Raw genomic sequence first — 21,642 nt, forward strand, 5'->3', positions numbered from 1 at the left:
TGTCCGAACAACCGCCATCCGTCTTGGAATTCAGACAGGGAACCTTGGGCTCATGCCGCGCCATCCGCCGTCGCGGCGCGGAGCGTCAGGATGGCGACCGCGCCCATGCCCCGGCCCTCGCTCTCCAGCCGCAGCGTGCCGCCCATCGCAGTCATCGAATTGGCGCACCAGTGCAGGCCGAGGCCACCGGATTTGTGTTCGCGGGTCGAGAAGCCGCGCTGGAACACGGTCGCACCGGTGGCGGCGTCGAAGCCTTCGCCGTCGTCGCGGATGTGGACGGTCACCACGTCGCCCGACTGGTGGATCGACACGCCGATGCTGCCGCTGTCGCTGCCGGTGGCGGCGACCGCCTCGGCGGCATTGCCGAGCAGATTGCCGATCACCTGGCTGAGGATGACGCGATTGGCGCGCACGTAATACGACCCGGCGGGGAAACTGAACGCGATCGAGGCGGCATCGGCATAGCGCGCGATCGCGGCGTTGCGCGCGACGATGTCGCTGAGGTCGCAGCGTTTGAGATGCGGGCGGTCGTGCGCCTGCTGCTGCTGCTGGCCGATGATCTCGAGCACGTGCGCCATCGCCTCGCGGCCGACACGCAGCTCGCCGCGCATCGTCTCGCGCCCGGCGACCTCGGCGGCGAAGGCAGCGGTGACGAAGGTCGCGAGCCGCGCGCGGCGTTCGGGCGGAAGCGTCTCGAGCGCGAGCTCGGCGAGTGCGCGCTCGACGGTGGCGCGATCGATCGGCGGCGGCTGGGCGATGCCCTGGGTCAGGATGGTGCTGATCGGGGTGAGCGCGTTGCGGACGTTGTGCATCACCGCGACCGCGCTCTCGCTGCGACCGAGGGCGAAGCTCTGCACCTCGATCTGCTCGCGCAGGTCCTTGAGCTGCGCGAGCATCGCGTTGAGGCTGCGGCCGAGCGACCCGAATTCGTCGCGGCGGCGATCGCCCTCGAACAAGGCGATCGATCCGGAGGCGCGGACGCGCTGCATGTGACGCTCGACACGCTGCAACGGCGCCAGCACCAGCCGGGCGATCACCCGGCGCAGCACGAGAAGCACGATCAGCAGCAGCAAGGTCGAACCGGCGACCGCCAACAGCAGCATGCGCCGGCCGAGCAGGGTCGCGTCGCGGGTGACGTCGAAGCGCGCGGTGGCGATCGCGCGGCCATCGGGCGCACGGATCGGCACGGCGATCGTCATCCGCCCGCGGGCCGATGCGACATGGCCGCTGGCATTCGCAGCGGGACCGATCCGGGCGTCGAGCCGCAACAAATCGGACAACTGGCGCGCGGTCAGCACGCGCGCCATCAGCACATAGCCGCGCGGATCGCCGCTGCCGTCGGACCGGCGCACCTGCGCGACGCCGATCGCGGCGATGTCGGGGCCGACGCGCGCGTAGAAATGCGCCGACGCGCCTTTGCCGAGGATGCGGGGGAGATCTGCATCGGCGGCGACCTGCGCCATCGCCGCCTGCATCGCGCGGTGCGTCGCCCCCGGGGACGCATCGCGCCAGCGCGCGACGCGGACGCCGCCGTCGGCCGAGACATAGGCGATGCCCTGCACCCCGAGATCGCGCAGCGCACGTCGCGAGACGCCGTCGCGCTCGAATGCGGCCGCCGCGGGCGACGCCGGCGGCGGCGTCGCCATATAGTCGTAGCCCTGCGTCCAATCGCCATAGTCCCGGACGGCGGTTTCGACCTTGGCGGCATAATCGGCGAGCGCCGCGCGGGTGCGGTCGACGTGCCCCTGTACCGCCTTGGCCTCCAGAGCGTCGAAGCTCGGCGTGATGATCCCGGCGAGCAATACGGTGATGCCGAGCGCACCGACGACGCCGACCAAGGTGAGGATCAGCACCAATTTGGCGCCGAGCGACATCGCCCGCCCCGGTCGCGCGCGCCAGGACCACGCCGCGAGCGCGGGAAGGCGCATCAGCCGTCGGTTCCGGTATCCGCCCGATCGCCTGGCGTACCGCCGATCACCCGCCGCTCGGCGAGCGCGATCGCACGATCGGCGGCGACCGGCGGCGAGAAGAAGAAGCCCTGCAGGTGGCTGGTGCCGGCGAGGCGCAGCGCCTGGACCTGCGCCGGCGTCTCGACGCCCTCGGCGATCACCTCCAGCCCCAGCGCCCGGCCGAGATGGATGATCGAATGGACGATCGCCGCGCTCTCGCGCTCGCGCCCCATGCCGTCGATGAAGCTGCGATCGATCTTGAGGCTGTCGAGCGCGAATTTGCGGATGTTGTAGAGCGAGGAATAGCCGGTGCCGAAATCGTCGAGCGCGATGCGGAAGCCCATCTGGCGGAGGCGATAGAGCGTCTCGGCGGCGCGCTCGGCATCGTCGAAGATCGCGGTTTCAGTGATCTCGATCTGGACGCGGCCGGGCAGCACGCCGGCGCGCTGGACGCTCTCCATGACATGGCCGACGAAATTGTGGCGGCGGAACTGGCGCGGCGAGAAATTGACCGAGACATATTGGCCGGGGAAGCGCTGCACCGTCTTCAACGCCTCGTCGAGAATCCAGTCGCCGAGATCGTGGATGACGTTCGATTCCTCGGCGATCGGGATGAAGATCGCCGGGCTGATCGGGCCATATTCCTCAGTGTTCCAGCGCACCAGCGCCTCGAAGCCGATCACCTCGAGGTCGCCGCGGCCGACGATCGGCTGGTAGACGAGGCTGAGTTCGCCGCGACCGATCGCGGCGGCGAGCCCCTGTTCCACACGGCGGCGGAACCGGATGCCCTCATCCATGCTCTCGTCGAACAGGCGGGTGACGCTGCGGCCGGCGCGCTTGGCGTCGTTGAGCGCGAGGTCGGCGCGGCGCAGCGCGTCGATCGGGTCGCAGCCGCTGCCCTCGACGACGACGACCCCGGCGGAGGCGCCGCTCTGTACCGAATTGCCGAACACCTGATGCGTGCCCGCGCAGGCGGCGACGATGCGGTCGCACGCCATCACCGCGGCGTCCTCGCCGGCGGCGTCGAACAGCACGCCGAATTCGTCGCCGCCGAGCCGCGCGACGACCGCGCCTGCGGGCGCATGCGCCTGAAGGATGGCGTAGACGTCGCGGATCAGCGCGTCGCCGGCGAGATGGCCGAGCGTGTCGTTGACGATCTTGAACCGGTCGAGATCGAACATCGCGGTGGCGAACAGGCCGGGGCGGCGGGCGCGATCGCCGAGCGCGCGCAGGAAGGCGAGCCGGTTGGGCGCATCGGTGAGCGAATCGTGCGTCGCCATGTGCAGCGCGCGGCTCTCGTTGGCGGCGAGTTCGGCGGCCTGTTCCTCGAGCTGGACGATCTGCTGCGCGAGCTGCACGCGCGCCGCGGCGAGTTCGCGGTCCACCTCCCATCGACGGGCCAGCGCGGTCGCGGTCTGGATGATCTCGGCGACCTCGAACGGTTTGGCGATGTAGAAGATCTTGTCGACGGGACCGGCGACCTTGCTGATCTCGATCGGCGAGAAGTCCGAAAAGCCGGTGACGATGCACAGGTTGATCTCGGGATCGATCGCGCGGATGCGGCGCGCGGTCTCGCGCCCGTCGATGCCGGGGGGCATGCGGATGTCGATGAAGGCGACGGCATACGGCGTCCCGGCGGCCTGCGCCGCCTCGACCGCGGCGACCGCCTCATGCCCCTGATGGCAGAGAGTGAGTTCGAACGGCTCGGCTTCGTCGGGATCGCGCGCGGCATCGGCACCGAACAAATCCACCGCCATCACGCCGAGCGCATCCTCTTCCGCCCCGCGCTGGCGGACGAAGCTGCGGACGTAACTGTCGTGCATCGCCGGCTCGTCGTCGACGACGAGCAGGCGCCGGGGTGGCAGGCGTTCGGGTGCAGCGGCAGTCATCGACACGAACTTCCCTCTCCTCATTGGCGGAGAGGTAAGCAAATACGGTTAAAACGCCGTGAACGACTTCAATTGCTGTTCGAGTGCCTGACCGCCAATCACGATCGCGCCGAGTGGCCCCGCATTGCCGCCGAGCGCCGGCGGGACGACGAACGAAGGCTCGGCGATTTCGGGCAAGGCGATATAGCCGGCGAGGCTCTTGACCATCGCGGCGCGGATGCGCGGGAAGAGATGGTCGTTGCCGACCATCACGCCGCCGCCCATGACGATCCGCCGCGGCACGCCGGTGAGCACCAGCGTGTGGCAGAGCTGCGCGAGGACATGGGCGACCGGCTCCCAGACGGGATCGTCGGCGGCGATGTCCTCGCCCTTCTTGCCGGCACGCGCGCCGATCGCAGGGCCGGCGGCGAGCCCCTCCAGACACCCGCCGTGGAACGGGCAGATGCCGATCCAGTCGTCGCCGGTCAGCCGGTCGGGGCGGATATGGCCCAATTCGCTGTGGGTGAGGCCGTCGACCGGCACGCCGCCGGCGATCAGACCGACGCCGATGCCGGTGCCGACCGTCACATAGGCGACATCGCGCAGCCCCTCGGCGGCGCCCCAGCGCGCCTCGGCCAGCGCGGCGCCGACGACATCGGTATGGAAACCGGTCGGCACCTCGTAGCGCGCGGCGAGCCGCTTGGCGACGTCGGTGCCTGCCCAATGCGGCTTGGGGGTCGAGGTGACATGGCCGTAATCGGCGGCATGCCGGTCGATCGAGATCGGCCCGAAACTGGCGATGCCGAGCGCGTCGAACTTGCCCCAGCCGTCGAGGACATGCTCGATCCCCGCCAGCGTCTCTTCGGGCCGGGTGGTCGGCAATTGGACGCGATCCTCGATCGCATCCGGCCCGCGCGCCAGCAGGCAGACGATCTTGGTCCCACCCAATTCGATACCGGCTACCAGAGGGGGGACGCTGACCACGATCGTTTCTCCTTTGGACGCGGGCGTTAGCCGAGAACTGCGGATTAGGCGAGAGTCAGCGCAAGCGGCGCAAGGGGCCGTCCGATCAGCCCGCTGACCATCGCCGCCTGGATGCGATCCGCCGGCCAGCGACCCGATAATGGCCCGACCAGCCGGTCGCGCACGAACGGCAGAATGCGGCTGTCGGACTGATAGACCGGGGTGAACAGCGCGGTCAGCGACTGGTAGAGGCGGACATGACGCCGACGCATCGCCACCGCCGCCGCCAGTCCCGTGTCGACATCCGCCGCGCGCAGCCCGATGGCAAGTGCATGCGCATCGAGCAGCGCCATATTGGCGCCCTGACCCAATTGCGGACTCGCCGAATGCCAGGCGTCGCCGATGTGGATCAACGCCGTTTCCGCCGGCCGCGGGAGAGTGCGGTGCGCATATCGGGCGAAGGTGAGCTGCGCGGGATCATCGATCTGGTCGAGAAGTGGGGTCGTCGCGGGCCATAATTCTCGTACGCCATCCTTCCACGCATCCAGCCCGGCCGCCCGCCACTCCGCGACCCGGTCGGCGTGGATCGACCAGAAAAATGCGGCTTGCTCCTGCTCGGCACCGGGCGGACGACCGATCGGCAGGACGCCCGCCATCGTGCTGGCGCGACGATACCGCTGTTCGAGCGCATCGGGCGCGAACCCCTCGACCCGGCGCAGACTTGCCCAGAGCGCGCCATAACGGAGCGCGCGGCCACACGGCGGCGCGAGCGGCGTCCGCGTGCCGAGTGCGTCGACGATCAGGTCGAACCTCTCCGAGCTACGGCCATCGGCAAAGGTCAGACGGCGGCGATCGCCGCTTACGAGTTCGCTGCCGACGATCATGCGTCCGGTTTCGAGCGGGATGCCGGCCGCGAACACCGCCTCGTGCAGGATAGCGAACAGCGTCGCACGATGCACGCCGAAGCCACACAGACCCGGCTGCGCGAGGGTATCATAGCCGACGTCGAGCACGACGCGACCGTTAGCCGTGCCGAACAAGCGCTCGATCCGTGCACTCCGGGCGATCAGCACGTCGGCAAGCCCGAGGCCACGCAGGACAGCGAGACCGGTCGGCTGGATCATCAGACCCGATCCGATCGGCACCGGCGCATCGAAGCGTTCGAACACGGTGACGCGATGGCCATCGCGCGCGAGCGGCAGCGCCGCGGCAAGCCCCGCCGGCCCGCAGCCGGCGACCGCGATGTCGCGGGGCGCGGCTATTCCACCGTCACCGATTTGGCGAGGTTGCGCGGCTGGTCGACGTCGGTCCCCTTCGCCACTGCGACATGATAGGCGAGCAGCTGCACCGGCACCGCATAGACGAGCGGGGCGATCAGCGGATGCACCTTCGGCATGGTGATCGTCGCGATACACCCCTCGCCCGCCGCCTGGATACCGTCGTAATCGCTGATGAGGACGACCTTGCCGCCGCGCGCCTGCACCTCCTGCATGTTGCTCACCGTCTTGTCGAACAGCGGGCCGGAGGGGGCGATGACGATCACCGGGACGTTCTCGTCGATCAGCGCGATCGGGCCATGCTTCATCTCGCCGGCGGCATAGCCTTCGGCGTGGATGTAGCTGATCTCCTTGAGCTTGAGCGCGCCCTCCAGCGCCAGCGGATAATCGGTGCCGCGGCCGAGATAGAGGACGTCGCGCGCGCCGGCGACGACGCCCGCCATCGCCTGAATCGCCTCGTCATAGGCGAGCGCGCCGTTGAGCGCGGCAGGCGCCTCTGCGAGGTGACGGACGATGTCGCGCTCCTCGCCGGGCTTGAGCTTGCCCTTGGCGCGGGCGAGGTTGGCGGCGAGCGCGGCGAGCACCGCAAGCTGGCAGGTGAACGCCTTGGTGCTGGCGACGCCGATCTCCGGCCCGGCGTGCGTCGGGAGCAGCAGGTCCGCCTCGCGCGCCATGGAACTGGTCGGCACGTTGACGACGACCGCGATCGTCTGCGCCTCGGAGCGCGCGTGGCGCAGCGCGGCGAGCGTATCGGCGGTCTCGCCCGACTGGCTGATGAACAGCGCGAGCCCGCCCGGCTCCATCACCGGCGCGCGGTAGCGGAATTCGGACGCGACATCGAGGTCGACGGGGACGCGGGCGAATTGCTCGAACCAATATTTGGCGACCATGCCGGCGTAGAAACTGGTGCCGCAGGCGACGATCGTGACGCGCTTGATGCTCGACAGGTCGAATTCGGGGATCGGCAGCGTGACGCGCTCTTCCATCCGCTGGAGGTACGAGCGCAGCGTCTGGGCGACGACGATCGGCTGCTCGTAGATCTCCTTCAGCATATAGTGGCGATGATTGCCCTTGCTGATCAGCTCGCCCGTGACGCCGGAAATGGTGATCGCACGCTCGACCGGATGATTGTCGCGGTCGTAGACCTGTGCGCCGTCCGCGGTGCAGACGACCCAGTCGCCCTCGTCGAGATAGGCGATGCGCTGGGTCAGCGGCGCGAGCGCGAGCGCGTCGGAGCCGAGGTAGGTCTCGCCGTCGCCATGACCGACGACGAGCGGCGAGCCGAGCCGCGCGCCGATCAGCAATTCGGGATGCTTGCGGAACAGGATGGCGAGCGCAAAGGCGCCGTGCAGGCGCGGCAGCACCTCGCGCACCGCGCCGACCGGGTCGATCCCCGCCTCGACCTTCTCGCTGATGAGGTGCGCGACGACCTCGGTATCCGTCTCGCTGGTGAAGACGCGGCCGCGGGCGATCAGTTCGTCGCGGAGCGGCTTGAAGTTTTCGATGATGCCGTTGTGGACGACCGCGACCTCCTCGGTCGCATGCGGGTGCGCATTGTTGGTGGTCGGGCCGCCATGCGTCGCCCAGCGGGTGTGCGCGATGCCGGTGGTGCCGGGCAGCGGATGCGCGGCGAGCTCGCGCGCGAGGTTGACGAGCTTGCCCGAGGCGCGCCGGCGCTCGATCCCGCCGTCATGATCGGTGGCGATGCCGGCCGAGTCATAGCCGCGATATTCGAGCCGCTTGAGCCCGTCGAGCAGGCGATCCGCGACGTCTTCCGCGCCGACGATTCCAACGATTCCACACATGATCGGGGTCTGCCTTCAGAGGAGGTAGGGAACACGGATCCCCGGCATGGTCGCCGGGAAATCCTTGATGTTGCGGGTGACGAGGATGCGGCCGTGCCGCGTCGCGCTCGCCAATATGATGGCATCGGGCGATTTCAGCCGGTGCCGTTCGCGACGCAGCGCCGCCGCACGCAGGGCGATGTCCGCATCGATCTCGTCCACCTTGAATCCGCCAAGAAACGCCTGCGCGTTTTCCACGTCACACGACGCGCCCTTCGACAGGACCTCGACCCAGACCATCCGGCTCACCCATGCGCCACCTTGATCGAGCGCACGCCGGATTTCGTCGCGCGCCGGACCGAAGCCCGCCAGCGCATCGATGACGATGTTCGAATCGAACGCGTGGCTGGTCATGCGGGGTCGGGATAGATGGGGTCGGGATATTTGCCGGCCACCATGTCGAGATAGATCTGGCGCTGGCGGTCGTCTTCCGCGTCGAACAGATCGGGAAACTCGGCCTTGACCTCTTCATAGTCGTCATCCCACGGACGGGTCCAGCTCGCCCGCTCGCGGCGCTGCCATTCGACCGCATCGCCAATATCGGTGCGATCCTTCCACAGGCCGAAGCCCCGATCGAGCCAATCGCGATCGTCCTCCGACTGCGCCTGCGACCGGAACGTGGCGACGGCCTCGCGCAGCATCGACGCGCGCGACCGGCCGAGCTTCGCCGCACGCTCGTCGAGCCAGCGCAGGTCATCGGGCGGAAGGTCGGCCAGCACTCGCGTCATGACCGCATGATATCACACAGTGATATCACTGGCCAGCCTTGCGCGCCGTCATCATCGCGCGGAAGCGCGTCGCCCAGCCGGGCTTGGCGACCTGCGGCGGGCGGACTAGCGCCAGCGCACCGGCCTCGACGTCCTGCGTCAGCACCGATCCCGCCGCGACGATCGCGCCGTCGCCGACCGACACCGGCGCGACCAGCGCCGAATTGGAGCCGATGAACGCGCCCGCGCCGATCTGCGTCCGATATTTGAAGAAGCCGTCGTAATTGCAGGTGATCGTGCCAGCGCCGATGTTCGCCGCCGCGCCGACCTCGGCATCGCCGATATAGGAGAGATGATTGACCTTGGCGCCCTCGCCGAGCACCGCCTTCTTGATCTCGACGAAATTGCCGACCTTCGATTTGACGCCGAGCGTCGCGCCGGGACGCAGCCGGGCATAGGGCCCCACTTCCGCCCTCGCGCCGATCGTCGCGCCCTCGATATGGCTGAACGCGTGGATGACGACGCCGTCGGCGACGGTGACGCCGGGGCCGAAGACGACATTGGGCTCGATCACCACGTCGCGGCCTACGACGGTGTCGTGGCTGAACCACACCGTCTCGGGCGCGATCAGCGTCGCGCCGTCGGCCATCGCCTGCGCGCGCCGCGCCGCCTGCCAGCCTGCCTCGACCGCCGCCAGCTCGCCGCGGCTGTTGATGCCGGCGACCTCGTACTCGCCCGTCTCGATACACACCGCGCGACCGCCGCCGGCGATCGCCAGCGTCACCACGTCGGGAAGGTAATATTCGCCCGCCGCATTGTCGTTGCCTACCGATTCGAGCAGCCGCCACAGGTCGCGCGTGCGCACCGCGGTGACGCCCGAATTGCACAATTCGACCGCGCGCTCGGCGGGGCTGGCATCCTTATATTCCACCATCTTGCGGATCGTGCCGTCGCTCGCCGCGATGATCCGGCCATAGGCGCGCGCATCGGCGGGGCGGAAGCCGAGCACCGCGACGGTCGGCGCATCGGGCGCCTCGAGCCGCGCCGCGAGCCGGGCGACGGTGTCGCTGCCGAGCAGCGGCGTGTCGCCGAAACAGACGATCGCGATACCGTCGAAACCGGCGAGCGCGACCTTGGCCTGCAAGGCGGCATGCGCGGTGCCGAGCTGCTCGCGCTGCCACGCGATCTCGACCCCGGTCGCCGCCACCGCCGATTCGACCTGCTCGCCCGAGGCGCCGACCACGACGACGCGGCGCGTCGCGCCGGCGCGGTTGAGGCTGTCGATCAGGTGGAGCAGCATCGGCCGCCCGGCGATCGGGTGGAGGACCTTGTGCAGGTCGGACTTCATCCGCGTGCCCTTGCCCGCGGCGAGGATGATGACGGCGATGGCTGTGGTCATGCCGTCCGACTGCCACGGAAGGCTTGCCAATTCCATACCGACGCGCCACCGGCGCACGGATATGACGTCGAATTCACCGCCCCGCCCGTCGCCCGACGCCCCGTTCGACATCGTCGGCTTCGACCTCGACGGGACGCTGCTCGACACCAGCGGCGATCTCGCCGCGGCGGTTAATCATGCGCTCGCCTCGGTCGGGCGGGCGCCGCTCGGCGTCGCGCAGGTCAAGCCGATGATCGGCGGCGGCGCGCGTCGCATGCTCGCGCAGGGGATGGCGGCGACCGGCGGCTGCGACGAGGCGACGCTCGACGTGCTGCATCGGCGCCTGCTCGACCATTACGAAGCGCATATCGCCGATCTGACGCAGCCCTATCCCGGGGTGCTCGACGCGCTCGATACGCTCGCCGCGCAGGGCGCGCGGCTGGCGGTGGTGACCAACAAGCTGGAGGGGCTGGCCCGCAAGCTGCTCGGCGCGCTTGATCTCACCGGCCGCTTCGCGTGCATCATCGGCGGCGACACGATGGGACCGGGCAATGCCAAGCCCAGCCCCAAGCCGATCTACGAGATGCTCGCGCGCTGCGGCGGCGGCACCGCGGCGTTCGTCGGCGATTCGATCTTCGACATCGCGGCGGGCAAGGCGGCGGGCCTGCCGACGATCGCCTGTTCGTTCGGCTTCCTGATGCAGCCGGTGGCCGAGCTCGGCGCGGATGCGGTGATCGATGGCTATGACGAACTGATCCCGACGCTGGAGCGGCTGGCGCGGTAAGACGACTCAGTCCCGCCGCCACTTTGCCCAGAGGTGCCGCGCCAGCATCGCCGGCGGCATGCGCAGCCAGTGCGAACGGACGTAGAAGGCCAGTCGCGTCGCCGGGCGGATCGGCCGCCCCCAATCGTCGCGCGCCAGCAGCCGGCGCAGGTAGAGCGCATCGCCCCGCGCCAGCGTGCGATAGGCCGGATCGACCGGCGTCGCGAACAACCGGTGCGTCAGCCGTAGCGCCCTCGCCACCTCGCGCGACAGGCCGTGCTCCGCCGCTCGTGCGCGTGCGCCCTCGCTGCCGTGATCGTCGATCAGGCAGTGGATGTCCCACAGGTTGCGCAGCCCCCCCGCAAGGTCGCCGTCGGCGAACAGATGCGCGGCGGCATGGACCAGCATGTCGTCGGGCGACAGCACGGCAAGGCCGGTGCCGAGCGGCTGCGCCTGCGCCAGCAGCGCCGCCGCATCGGGCGTGATCCGCGCGGTGAGCGGCAGGATGGTATGGTGGACGTCGATCATCCGGTCGCGGTCGCGATGGATCAGCGGCGGCAGCTCGTGCATCCAGCGGCGGTAATAAGCGTCGTCATAGGGATCGGGCTTGACCCATTCCCACCCCGCGGCGAGCAGCTTCGCCTCGACCGCATCGAGCGACCCGCGCGGCACGAGGATGTCGAGGTCGCCGATCGAGCGGCCGCGCCCGGCGAGCAGCCCGGCGGCGACGAACGCCGTCCCCTTGAGCAACACGACCGCACAGCCCAGCGGCGCGAGCGCGCGCCGCGCCATCTCCGCCTCCCACAAGGCGGCGCGGCGGCCATTCTCGGCGGCGGCGCGCGCATCGGCGAGCAGCAGCGCGACATCCTCGGGCAGCGGCAGGCCATCGAGCCGATAGGCGAGCGTGCCGAGCAATTGCTCCGCGCGTGCCGTCGTGACGAGGCCGATCCAGTCGGTGTCGAGCGCCAGCGACTGCGGGTCGGCGAGCGCGCGCGCGAGGATCAGAGCGTCCGCCACAACGCCTCCACCTGCGCGATCGCCGCGGCGCCATCGGGATAGTCGATCGCATGCGCCGGCGTGGTGCGCACCAATCGGGTCAGGGCGTCGAATCCCGCCTCGCCGAGCGCGACGTAATTGGTCGACGCCTGGGTCAGCCGGACGAAGGATTCGGACGGCAGCACGCCGCGTGTCTCCGCCGCGAAGCCGTGACGCGGGTAGAGCAGCATCGCGGGTGCGGCGGGCTCGTCCATCGCACCGACCGCGAGCGCGTCGGGCACCATATGGCGGATGTCGCCCTTGGGCGTGCCGGTGAGCAGGGGGCCGAGCTTGGCGTCGGGCCGCGCGGCGATGGCGGCGGCGATCGCCGCATTCTTGAGGCTGATGAGGCGGGGAAACGGGTGGACGAGCCCGGTCTCGGGATCGATCAGCGCGAATTCGTCGCTCATGAACCGCCAGCCGTGCGCCGCCAGCAAGGTCGCCAGCGTCGACTTGCCCGCCCCCGATTCGCCGGTGAGCAGCAGCGCCTGCCCGTCGCGCTCGACGCAGGCGGCATGAAGCAGCAGATAGCGGCGCCCGCCCAGCGCCAGTTGCAGGTTCATCGCCATTTCGGCGGCGAGCAGCCCCTGCGCGAGCGGCAGCGGCGCCGCCTCGGGCAGCATATAGTCGCCGGCGATGCGGATCGACGGCCGCAGCCAGCGCCGCCACCAATGCGTCGCCTCCAGCCGCACGGTGAAGTCGGGCAGATTGGGCGAGGGATAATAACGGTAGAGCTCGCGCAAGGCGTCGATGGGCGCGCGCCAGTCGCTGCCGACGCGAAAGCCGATCGGGCCGATCCGTACGGTGAAGACGTGCCTCATAGTGCCTCGACCAGCCCCGCCGCGACCATTTCGTCGAGCCGGGCCGCGAGCGCGTCGCGGCTGGCGTCGCCGAGGTCGTAGCGCTCGCCCAGCCGGAGCAGCAGCGTCTCGAGGTCGAGCGTCGTGTCGGCGAGCAGCGCGAGGATCTCGGGCGCGGGGCTGACCAGCAGATGGGTGATCCCGGACGGGCGATGGAAGACGGCGGTGAAGGCGTCGAGTTCGGCGGTCAGCAGCGCCGCGTCGGCCGGGGCGCGATAGCGCAAGGCGTCAGCCGCGCGGCATCTGCAACGAGGCGAAGCAGGTGAAGCCCCCCTGCCCGCGCTGCAGCCTGCGGATATAGCTCACATAGGCGCGGTTGCTCTCGTAGGTCGTGCCGGGCAGTTGCGCGCCGGCGAGCGCGCGCTTGACCTCTTCGCCCTTGAACGGGCGCGAGGCGGGGGGAAATGCGCCCTTGGTACCGGGGGCGACGACGTTGCCGGCCGGATCGATGAAGCGGCCCGCCCGCCCCAGATCGGGCACCGGGATCTCGCAGGTCATCACCGAACCCGCGGTCTGCGCCAACGCCGGCCGGATCGACACCACGGCGCCGGCGGTCACCGCGCCGAGCATCAGCACGCGACGGCGGCTGGCGACGGCGGCATCGTCCGGCTCCGCCGGTCCCGCCTGCGCTGGATTGTAGCCGTCGACCGGCGTCTCGTCACTCATGGCACCCCTGCTACCGCCACTGCCTTTCACATTCGCTAACCACTGGCAAGCGCAGGAAATGTGCGGTGGTGGGACGGAGGGGAAATTTCGGTGTGACGGTCGGCATTGATGAAGTCGCCGGGCTCCCGTCCATCACGGTTTCGCCGCGCCACCTCCCCTTGGCGGGGGATATGGCAGACGGGCGCAAATCTGGTTCCTTCGTATTCCAAATCCACCCCGTCACCCCGGACGTGTTCCGGGGTCCACTCTGCGGCGGGGAGCAAGGCTTGAGCCTCCTGCCGTTCCCTTGCGGCGTGGTGGACCCCGGAACAAGTCCGGGGTGACGGAGCTGATGAGGAAACCGATCGATCCTCATGAACCGCAGCCATATGTGATTGCCCTGCCTGGCGGGGACGACTCCGCGTCGGCCGAGTGGTGGAGGGGGCGGGAGCGTCGCGACCCGATCCCGAAGCTTGTAGCGACATCCCCCCTCCCCGCCGCGGCCAAGCTCGGCTAGCCACGCGTCATGGCTTCCCGATTCGTCCACCGGCTCAGCGGCGCGCTGGGAATCGCCTTCGGCACCGGCGCGGGCGTGTTCCTCGTCGACGGGCGGCCGGACGGCGCCGCGATCGCCTTCGTTGGCGCGGTGGCGGCATCGCTGGCGGCGATGGGGCGCGGCGACCAGGGTATCGCCGCGGCGCGCCATGCCGGGCCGGACGCCAACGTGCTGCTCGGCGAGGTGCTCGACGTCATCGCCGAGCCGGTGCTGCTGGTCCGTGGCGGCGTCGTCACCTGTGCCAACACTACTGCGCGCGCCTTGCTCGGCCGCCATATCGTCGGCGAGGACGTCCGCGTCGCGATCCGCCACCCCGCCGCCGCCGACCGGCTGAGTTCCAGCGCGCCGCTGCCCGGCCGTCCGGTCGAGCTGGTCGGTCTTGGCAGCCCCGACCAGCGCTGGGAGATGCGCACCGGCGAAACCGCCGACGGCGCGCGCATCGTCCATCTGATCGATCAGTCGGGCAATTACGCCGCCGAGAAGATGCGCGTCGACTTCGTCGCCAACGCCAGCCACGAATTGCGCACGCCGCTCGCCTCGATCCTCGGCTTCATCGAGACGCTCAACGAGGAGGCGGGCGAGGACCCGGGGTTGCGACGCCGCTTCCTCGACGTGATGTTCGCCGAGGCGCGGCGGATGCAGCGGCTGGTCGAGGATCTGATCTCGCTCTCCCGGATCGAGGCGGAGAAATACCGGCTGCCCGGCGAGCGGCTGTCGCTGAGCGAATTGCTCGAGGACGTCGCCGCCGAGATCGCCGCCGCGCACAGTCCGCGCGCGCAGGACGTCGCCGTGACCATCGACCCGGACCTGCCCGAGGTGGTCGGCGACGAGGCGCAATTGTCGCAACTGCTGCACAATCTGATCGGCAATGCGATGAAATACGGCCGGGCGGGCACGCCGGTGACGGTGGCGCTGGGGCTCGACCCGTCGAACCTGCTGCGCTTCACCGTCACCGACGAGGGCGAGGGCATCGCGCCGCAGCATATCCCGCGGCTGACCGAGCGTTTCTATCGCGTCGACCCCGGCCGCAGCCGCAGCGTCGGCGGCACCGGGCTGGGCCTCGCGATCGTCAAGCATATCGTCGAGCGGCATCGTGGCCGGCTCGACATCGTCAGCCGGGTCGGCGTCGGCACCAGCGTCACCGTCGCCTTGCCGCCGGCGGATGCACTGGCCGAAGCCGGTGTCATCAAAGGGTAACGTAACCGTCACACAGGCGGGGCGTGGCGGCGTCGAGTCGCTCGCGGGGACATGATGCGCGTTCGAACTCCTGGCCTGCTGCTGACGTGGGCGCTCTGCCTCGCCGGCTGCCAGGATCAGGCGAACGGCGGCGGCGGCGGTGCGCGCGATCAGATCACCGCGGTGGGATCGTCGACCGTCTATCCCTTCACGACGCTCATCGCCGAAACGTTCGTCGCCAACCAGCCCGACGCCAAGGCGCCGGTGATCGAATCGACCGGCACCGGCGCGGGGATGCGGCTGTTCTGCGCCGGGCTCGGCGCGGCGCATCCCGACATCGAGGACGCCTCGCGGCGGATGAAGCGCAGCGAATATGCCGGCTGCCAGGCGAACGGCGTCGGGCCGATCATGGAGGTGCAGATCGGCATCGACGGCATCGCCTTTGCTGAGGCGCGCCGACCCGCGGGGAGCGGACCGGGCATGAGGCTGACCCCCGCCGATCTCTATCGTGCGCTCGCCGCGACGCCGGGCGGCGTGCGCAACGCCGCGCGGCTGTGGCGCGACGTCAATCCGGCGCTGCCGGCGACGCCGATCCAGGTCTATGGCCCGCCCGCGACCAGCGGTACCCGCGACGCGCTCGCCGAGCTGATCCTGACCCGCGGCTGCGAGGCGATCGATCCGCACGCCCGCACGCTCGCCCGCACCGATCCGGAGGCACACAAGATGCTGTGCACGCGGGTGCGCGAGGACGGCGTCTATGTCGATGCCGGCGAGAACGACAATCTGATCGTCCAGAAACTGTCGGCCAATCCCGACGCGATCGGCGTGTTCGGCTACAGCTATCTCGAACAGAATGCCGGCACGGTGGACGGCGTCGCGATAGACGGGGTCACGCCGAGCTATGCGACGATCGCGGCCGGCGCCTATCCGGGATCGCGGCCCTTGTACCTCTACGTCAAGATCGCGCATCTCAAGGCGATCCCGGGGCTCAAGGCGTTCCTGCAAAGCTATACCCGTGCCTGGGGACCGGAGGGGCCGCTCGTCCGCCGCGGCCTGATCGCCGCGCCCCCGGCGGTGCGCGCGAGGGCGGCGGCGGTCGTCGCGCACGAGACGCCGCTCGATCCCGCGGATCTGCCGTCGTGATGCGCGTCACGCTTTTCCCACCGACGCCGTCACCCCGGACCCGTTCCGCGGTCCACGCCGCGGCAAGGAGCGCCGTGCGAGCAGCGCAGTGCTCCTGCGAAAGCAGGAGCCCAGGGCCAAGCAAACCAACGCCTGACGCCTGGAACTCCTGGGCTCCTGCTTTCGCAGGAGCACTGGGGGAGTTTTGCAAGTTCCGCGATCACGTCCGGGGTGACGGGATGGATATGGCGGGGTTCGCGGCATGAGCGCGCTTGCCGTCGCCATCGTCGTGTTCGGGCTCGCGCTGATCGGCTGGCTCGCCGCGCGGATGCGCGCGGCGACGTTCCGTACGCCGGGGCGCGCGCGCTTCACCGCCTTGCCCGTCCATTACGGCTATTTCGTCGGCATCTGCGCGCTCGTGCCGCCGCTCGTCTTCCTCGCGACGTGGAGCCTGACCGCACCCGCGCTGGTCACCGACGCGGTGCTCGCCACCCCCGCCGCCGCGGCGCTGCCGCCGCCCGGCTTCGAGCGCGCATCGATCCTGTCGGAAGCGCGCGAGCTCGGCGCCGGGCGCAGCTACGGCGCCTTCCACGACCTGTCGGCAAAGCTCGCCCCCGCCTATGCCGCCGCGCAGCACCGCTATGACTGGATCGCCACCGCGATCGCGCTGCTGCTCGCCTTCGCCGGCGGCGGCCTCGCCTTCACGCGGGTGCGCCCCGATTTCGCGGCGCGCACCCAGGTCGAGCGCGTCGTCATGCTGCTGCTGCTCGCCGCGTCGCTGATCGCGATCCTCACCACGATCGGCATCGTCGCGTCGTTGCTCTACGAATCGGCGCGCTTCTTCCGCATCGTGCCGATCGGCGAGTTCCTGTTCGGCACGCACTGGAGCCCGCAGGTGATCGACGCGCGCGATCCCGGCGCCAGTCTCGGCGCGGTGCCGCTGTTCTGGGGCACCTTCTTCATCGGCGCGGTGATCGCGATGGCGGTCGCCATCCCGTTCGGGCTGATGAGCGCGATCTACCTCACCCAATATGCGCATGCCCGCACGCGCGCCTGGCTGAAGCCGGTGCTCGAGATGCTCGCCGGCGTGCCGACCGTCGTCTATGGCTATTTCGCCGCGCTCACCGTCGCGCCGGCGGTGCGCGAACTGGGCGTCGCGCTCGGCGTCGCCAACGCCTCGTCGGAAAGCGCGCTGGCGGCGGGCGCGGTGATGGGGATCATGATCATTCCCTTCGTCTCGTCGATGGCGGACGATTCGATCGCCGCCGTCCCCGCGTCGATGCGCGACGGCAGCCTCGCGATGGGCGCGACCCAGTCCGAGACGATCCGCCGCGTGATCCTGCCCGCCGCGCTGCCCGGCGTGGTCGGCGGCATCCTGCTCGCGGTCTCCCGGGCGATCGGCGAGACGATGATCGTCGTCATGGCGGCGAGCGGCGTCGCGACGCTCACCGCCAATCCCTTCGCCAGCACGACGACCGTCACCAAGCAGATCGTCGACCTACTCACCGGCGAGGCGGAGTTCGACAGCGCCAAGACGCTCGCCGCCTTCGCGCTCGGCCTCACCCTGTTCGTCATCACGCTGGGGCTCAACATCGTCGCGCTGACCGTCGTCAAACGCTATCGAGAAGCCTATGAATAAGTCGCGCCTGCCCACCGACTGGAAGGCGGCGTCGGTGCAGCGGCGCACGCGGCGGCGCTATGTCGCCGAGCGGCGCTTCCGGCTGATGGGGCTCGCCGCCGTGTGGCTGTCGGCGGGGTTCCTCGCCTTCCTGCTCGTCAGCATGGTGTCGGAAGGGCTGAGCGGCTTCCGCCAGACGCGCGTCGCGCTGCCGATCGATCTCGCCGCGGCCAAACTGGCGGTGACGCCGCAGCAGGTGCGCGGCCGCGGCGCCGATCTCGCGCTCGCCGGCGCCGGGCTGGAGGGCGCGGTCGACCGCGCCGCGACGCAGGCGTTCGGACCGGGCGGCGCCGATCTGATCTCCGACGGCGCCTGGCTGGTGGTGCGCGACGCGATCGAGGCCGATCCGGCGCTGCTGCGCCGCCGCACCACGATCGCGGTGCCGGTGGCGAGCGCGATCGACGTCGCCGCCAAGCACGACGGCACCCCCGCCGCCGAGGCGATCGTGGCGCGGCTCAAGGCACGCGGAATCCTGACGATGGGCTGGAGCGCCGGCTTCCTCACCGCCGCCGATTCGACCGACCCGACCCGCGTCGGCATCTGGGGCGCGCTCAAGGGCTCGCTGCTGACGATGGCGGTGACGATCGCGCTCGCCTTCCCGATAGGCGTGCTCGCCGCGCTGTATCTCGAGGAATATGCGCCGCGGAACCGCTGGACCGACTTGATCGAGGTGTCGATCAACAATCTCGCCGCGGTGCCGTCGATCATCTTCGGCCTGCTCGGCCTCGCGGTGTTCCTCGGCACCTTCCACCTGCCGCGCTCGGCGCCGCTGGTCGGCGGGCTGACGCTGGCGCTGATGACGATGCCGGTGATCGTCATCACCGGCCGCAACGCGATCAAGGCGGTGCCGCCGTCGATCCGCGACGCCGCGCTCGCGGTTGGCGCCTCGCCCGTGCAGGTGGTGTTCGACCATGTCCTCCCCCTCGCGCTGCCGGGCATCCTCACCGGCACGATCATCGGCATGGCGCGCGCGCTCGGCGAGACCGCGCCGCTGCTGATGATCGGCATGCGCGCGTTCATCGCCGCGCCGCCGTCGCGGCTCACCGATCCCGCCACCGTGCTGCCGGTGCAGATTTTCCTGTGGTCCGACGATATCGACCGCGGCTTCGTCGAGAAGACCTCGGCGGCGATCATCGTGCTGCTCGTCGTGCTGCTCGCGATGAACGGGCTCGCCATCTACCTCCGCAACCGATTCGAGACCCGCTGGTGACCCCGAAGATTTCCGCCCGTGACGTCAGCGTCTTCTATGGCGCCAAACAGGCGATCGACCATGTCTCGATCGATGTCGACCAGGACAATGTCCTCGCCTTCATCGGTCCCTCGGGCTGCGGCAAGTCGACCTTCCTGCGCACGCTCAACCGGATGAACGACACCGTCGCCGCGGCGCGGGTCAGCGGCGAGATCCTGCTCGACGGCGAGGACATCTACGCCAGCGGCATGGACGTCGTGCAATTGCGCGCACGCGTCGGCATGGTGTTCCAGAAGCCCAACCCCTTCCCTAAGTCGATCTACGAGAACGTCGCCTACGGGCCGCGCATTCACGGCCTCGCCACCGCGCGCGCCGATCTCGACGCGTTGGTCGAGCAGTCGCTGCGCCGCGCCGGCCTGTGGGACGAGGTCAAGGATCGCCTGTCGGACAGCGGCACCGCGCTGTCGGGCGGACAGCAGCAGCGCCTGTGCATCGCGCGCGCGATCGCGGTCGATCCCGAGGTGATCCTGATGGACGAGCCGTGCAGCGCGCTCGACCCGATCGCCACCGCCAAGATCGAGGAGCTGATCCACGAACTGAAGGGCCGCTATGCGATCGTGATCGTCACGCACAACATGCAGCAGGCGGCGCGCGTCTCGCAGCAGACCGCCTTCTTCCACCTCGGCCAGCTCGTCGAGTTCGGCGCGACCAGCGACATCTTCACCAACCCGCGGGAAGAACGCACCCGCGATTACATCACCGGCCGCTACGGCTGAGGGGACGGACATGCCATTGGACCATACCGTCAAGGCCTTCGACGCCGATATCGGCCAGTTGCGGGGGATGATCTCGCAGATGGGCGGCCTCGCCGAGGATGCGATCGCGCAGGCAATGCAGGCGCTCGCCCGCCCCGACCCCGCGCTCGCCGCGCGGGTGCGCGCCGACGACAAGGCGATCGACGCGATCGAGGCGGAGGTCGAACGGCTCGCGGTGCGGATCATCGCGCTGCGCGCGCCAATGGCGGTCGACCTGCGCGAGGTCGTCGCCGCGCTCAAGATCGCCGCGGTGGTCGAACGGATCGGCGATTATGCCAAGAACATCGCCAAGCGCGTGCCGATGATCGCCAATGCCAATGACGGCAGCGATCACCGGATCGAGCCGATCTCGCTGCTGCCGTCGATGGCGCGGATGGCGAGCGACATGGTGCGCCAGGCGCTCGACGCCTTCGCCGCGCGCGATCCCGAGGCGGCGCGGCGCGTCGTCGAGAGCGATGCCGCGCTCGACGATTTCTACGACAGCATCTTCCGCACCCTCGTCACCTACATGGTCGAGAATCCGCGCACGATCAGCCAGGTCGCGCACCTGCTGTTCGTCGCCAAGAACCTGGAGAGGATCGGCGACCACGCGACCAACGTCGCCGAAATGGTCTATTTCGCCGCAACCGGCACCCAGATGGCCGACCGCGATCGCGGTGGCCCGGACAAGGACATACGCTGATGGCCCGCGCCTCCATGCTGCTGGTCGAGGACGATGCCGCCCTCGCCGAACTGCTGATCTACCACTTCAAGCGCGAGGATTTCGACGTCGCGCATACTCCGGACGGCGAGGAGGCGCTGCTGCTCGCCAAGGAGAAGGCGCCCGACATCGTCCTGCTCGACTGGATGGTCGAGGGATTGAGCGGCATCGAGGTCTGCCGCCGCCTGCGCCGGATGACCGAGACGCAGAACGTGCCGATCATCATGCTGACGGCGCGCGGCGAGGAGGAGGACCGCATCCGCGGGCTCGAGACCGGCGCCGACGATTACGTCACCAAGCCCTTCTCGCCGCGCGAACTGGTCGCGCGGGTCAGCGCTGTGCTGCGCCGCGTCCGCCCGGCGCTCGCCGGCGAGGCGCTGACCTATGACGACATCGAGATGGACACGGTCGGCCACAAGGTCCGCCGCTCGGGCGAGGTCGTGCCGTTGGGGCCGACCGAATTCCGGTTGCTCAAGCATTTCCTCGAACATCCCGGCTGGGTGTTCAGCCGCGAGCGGCTGCTCGACGCGGTCTGGGGCCACGACAGCGACATCGAGAGCCGCACCGTCGACGTCCATATCCGCCGGCTGCGCAAGGCGATCAACATCGGCAACCGCCCGGACCTGATCCGCACCGTCCGATCGGCAGGCTATTCGCTCGATTCGGGCACCTGAAGTGGCGGGAGCGGCGTCGGGACGTAAGGACTTATGCCGTAGCGGTCGGTTAGGCTCGATCGGCTTCCTCACCGATTCGTCACCCCGGACTCGTTCCGGGGTCCACTCTGCGGCGAGGAGGTCGGCTGGGATGGAAGCGCGCGCGCGCGGCGCGGTGGACCCCGGAACAAGTCCGGGGTGACGAAGCACGCCGGGAAAGTGACGGGCTTGCGCGAGCGATCTTCTTCTCCATAGCCCGCGTTGCCCGAAATAGAATCGCACGCGAAACGATGGAGAAAAGTCCGCATTGGGACGTTGGGCGCAGGCGTTGACACGAAATGACGCATGAGATTCGATAGGAGATCCCGCGATGAAGCTCATTCTGCTGGCCGCCACGGCCCTGATTGCTGCCCCCGTCCTGGCGCAGACCACCCCGGCGCCGACCGACGCCCAGACGACCACGC

Annotated in this window: 20 protein-coding genes; 8 read left to right on the top strand and 12 right to left on the bottom strand. The window is 69.6% G+C overall.

What is annotated here, in order from left to right:
• Positions 1-50: 50 nt before the first annotated feature.
• Genes FFS23_RS11525 through glmU form a run of 8 tightly spaced genes read right to left on the bottom strand, consistent with a single transcriptional unit; the run spans position 51 to position 10,007 of the window.
• On the bottom strand, positions 51-1,928 hold the full coding sequence (locus FFS23_RS11525) for a sensor histidine kinase (protein ID WP_137898704.1): 1,878 nt from the start codon (positions 1,926-1,928) through the stop codon (positions 51-53).
• On the bottom strand, positions 1,928-3,838 hold the full coding sequence (locus FFS23_RS11530; protein WP_137898717.1) for a putative bifunctional diguanylate cyclase/phosphodiesterase: 1,911 nt from the start codon (positions 3,836-3,838) through the stop codon (positions 1,928-1,930). The genes FFS23_RS11525 and FFS23_RS11530 overlap by 1 nt, the downstream gene beginning before the upstream one ends.
• 48 nt (positions 3,839-3,886) lie before the next feature.
• Complete coding sequence (locus FFS23_RS11535; protein ID WP_137898705.1) at positions 3,887-4,801, bottom strand: ROK family protein; 915 nt, start codon at positions 4,799-4,801, stop codon at positions 3,887-3,889.
• A gap of 44 nt (positions 4,802-4,845) precedes the next feature.
• Positions 4,846-6,057 (bottom strand): FAD-dependent monooxygenase, encoded by a 1,212-nt coding sequence (locus tag FFS23_RS11540; protein ID WP_171009462.1) that lies wholly within the window; start codon positions 6,055-6,057, stop codon positions 4,846-4,848.
• Positions 6,039-7,862: a glutamine--fructose-6-phosphate transaminase (isomerizing) gene (gene glmS / locus FFS23_RS11545; protein ID WP_137898706.1), complete on the bottom strand. Its 1,824-nt coding sequence runs from the start codon at positions 7,860-7,862 to the stop codon at positions 6,039-6,041. The genes FFS23_RS11540 and glmS overlap by 19 nt, the downstream gene beginning before the upstream one ends.
• A gap of 15 nt (positions 7,863-7,877) precedes the next feature.
• Positions 7,878-8,255: a PIN domain-containing protein gene (locus FFS23_RS11550; protein ID WP_137898707.1), complete on the bottom strand. Its 378-nt coding sequence runs from the start codon at positions 8,253-8,255 to the stop codon at positions 7,878-7,880.
• Positions 8,252-8,629 carry a ribbon-helix-helix protein, CopG family gene (locus FFS23_RS11555; protein WP_038663433.1) on the bottom strand — a complete coding sequence of 126 codons (378 nt, stop codon included), beginning with the start codon at positions 8,627-8,629 and terminating at the stop codon, positions 8,252-8,254. The genes FFS23_RS11550 and FFS23_RS11555 overlap by 4 nt, the downstream gene beginning before the upstream one ends.
• A 25-nt stretch (positions 8,630-8,654) precedes the next feature.
• Positions 8,655-10,007, bottom strand: a complete 1,353-nt coding sequence (glmU, locus tag FFS23_RS11560; RefSeq protein ID WP_137898708.1) for a bifunctional UDP-N-acetylglucosamine diphosphorylase/glucosamine-1-phosphate N-acetyltransferase GlmU — start codon at positions 10,005-10,007, stop codon at positions 8,655-8,657.
• Between the two features lie 61 nt (positions 10,008-10,068).
• Between glmU and FFS23_RS11565 the strand changes: the two genes are divergently transcribed.
• A complete protein-coding gene (locus tag FFS23_RS11565; protein WP_137898709.1) occupies positions 10,069-10,770 on the top strand; it encodes an HAD-IA family hydrolase in 702 nt (233 codons plus the stop codon).
• A gap of 6 nt (positions 10,771-10,776) precedes the next feature.
• Here FFS23_RS11565 and FFS23_RS11570 read toward each other — a convergent pair whose 3' ends face one another.
• Genes FFS23_RS11570 through FFS23_RS11585 form a run of 4 tightly spaced genes read right to left on the bottom strand, consistent with a single transcriptional unit; the run spans position 10,777 to position 13,310 of the window.
• Positions 10,777-11,766, bottom strand: a complete 990-nt coding sequence (locus FFS23_RS11570) for a nucleotidyltransferase domain-containing protein (RefSeq protein ID WP_137898710.1) — start codon at positions 11,764-11,766, stop codon at positions 10,777-10,779.
• Positions 11,751-12,605 carry an HprK-related kinase A gene (locus FFS23_RS11575; RefSeq protein ID WP_137898711.1) on the bottom strand — a complete coding sequence of 285 codons (855 nt, stop codon included), beginning with the start codon at positions 12,603-12,605 and terminating at the stop codon, positions 11,751-11,753. The genes FFS23_RS11570 and FFS23_RS11575 overlap by 16 nt, the downstream gene beginning before the upstream one ends.
• On the bottom strand, positions 12,602-12,868 hold the full coding sequence (locus FFS23_RS11580) for an HPr-rel-A system PqqD family peptide chaperone (protein ID WP_137898712.1): 267 nt from the start codon (positions 12,866-12,868) through the stop codon (positions 12,602-12,604). Before FFS23_RS11580 ends, FFS23_RS11575 begins: the two co-directional genes overlap by 4 nt.
• A gap of 4 nt (positions 12,869-12,872) precedes the next feature.
• Positions 12,873-13,310 (bottom strand): hypothetical protein, encoded by a 438-nt coding sequence (locus FFS23_RS11585; protein WP_137898713.1) that lies wholly within the window; start codon positions 13,308-13,310, stop codon positions 12,873-12,875.
• Between the two features lie 505 nt (positions 13,311-13,815).
• On the opposite strand from FFS23_RS11585, the gene FFS23_RS11590 reads away from it, so the two are divergent.
• From FFS23_RS11590 to phoB, 7 genes are all read left to right on the top strand, one after another.
• On the top strand, positions 13,816-15,042 hold the full coding sequence (locus FFS23_RS11590; protein WP_038663453.1) for a sensor histidine kinase: 1,227 nt from the start codon (positions 13,816-13,818) through the stop codon (positions 15,040-15,042).
• 51 nt (positions 15,043-15,093) lie between these two features.
• Positions 15,094-16,164 carry a substrate-binding domain-containing protein gene (locus FFS23_RS11595; protein WP_249340642.1) on the top strand — a complete coding sequence of 357 codons (1,071 nt, stop codon included), beginning with the start codon at positions 15,094-15,096 and terminating at the stop codon, positions 16,162-16,164.
• Between the two features lie 241 nt (positions 16,165-16,405).
• Positions 16,406-17,782, top strand: coding sequence for a phosphate ABC transporter permease subunit PstC (pstC, locus tag FFS23_RS11600; RefSeq protein WP_137898714.1), 1,377 nt, complete (start codon positions 16,406-16,408; stop codon positions 17,780-17,782).
• A complete protein-coding gene (gene pstA, locus FFS23_RS11605) occupies positions 17,775-19,031 on the top strand; it encodes a phosphate ABC transporter permease PstA (RefSeq protein WP_137898715.1) in 1,257 nt (418 codons plus the stop codon). Before pstC ends, pstA begins: the two co-directional genes overlap by 8 nt.
• Positions 19,013-19,786, top strand: coding sequence for a phosphate ABC transporter ATP-binding protein PstB (gene pstB, locus FFS23_RS11610; protein WP_425424003.1), 774 nt, complete (start codon positions 19,013-19,015; stop codon positions 19,784-19,786). The genes pstA and pstB overlap by 19 nt, the downstream gene beginning before the upstream one ends.
• Positions 19,787-19,796: 10 nt before the next feature.
• Positions 19,797-20,507 carry a phosphate signaling complex protein PhoU gene (gene phoU / locus FFS23_RS11615; RefSeq protein WP_038663466.1) on the top strand — a complete coding sequence of 237 codons (711 nt, stop codon included), beginning with the start codon at positions 19,797-19,799 and terminating at the stop codon, positions 20,505-20,507.
• A complete protein-coding gene (gene phoB, locus FFS23_RS11620) occupies positions 20,507-21,199 on the top strand; it encodes a phosphate regulon transcriptional regulator PhoB (protein ID WP_038663469.1) in 693 nt (230 codons plus the stop codon). The genes phoU and phoB overlap by 1 nt, the downstream gene beginning before the upstream one ends.
• The last annotated feature ends 443 nt before the right edge of the window (positions 21,200-21,642 follow it).

Origin of the sequence: Sphingomonas sp. 2SG, assembly GCF_005503285.1 — a bacterium.
Taxonomy (GTDB): Bacteria; Pseudomonadota; Alphaproteobacteria; order Sphingomonadales; family Sphingomonadaceae; genus Sphingomonas; species Sphingomonas taxi.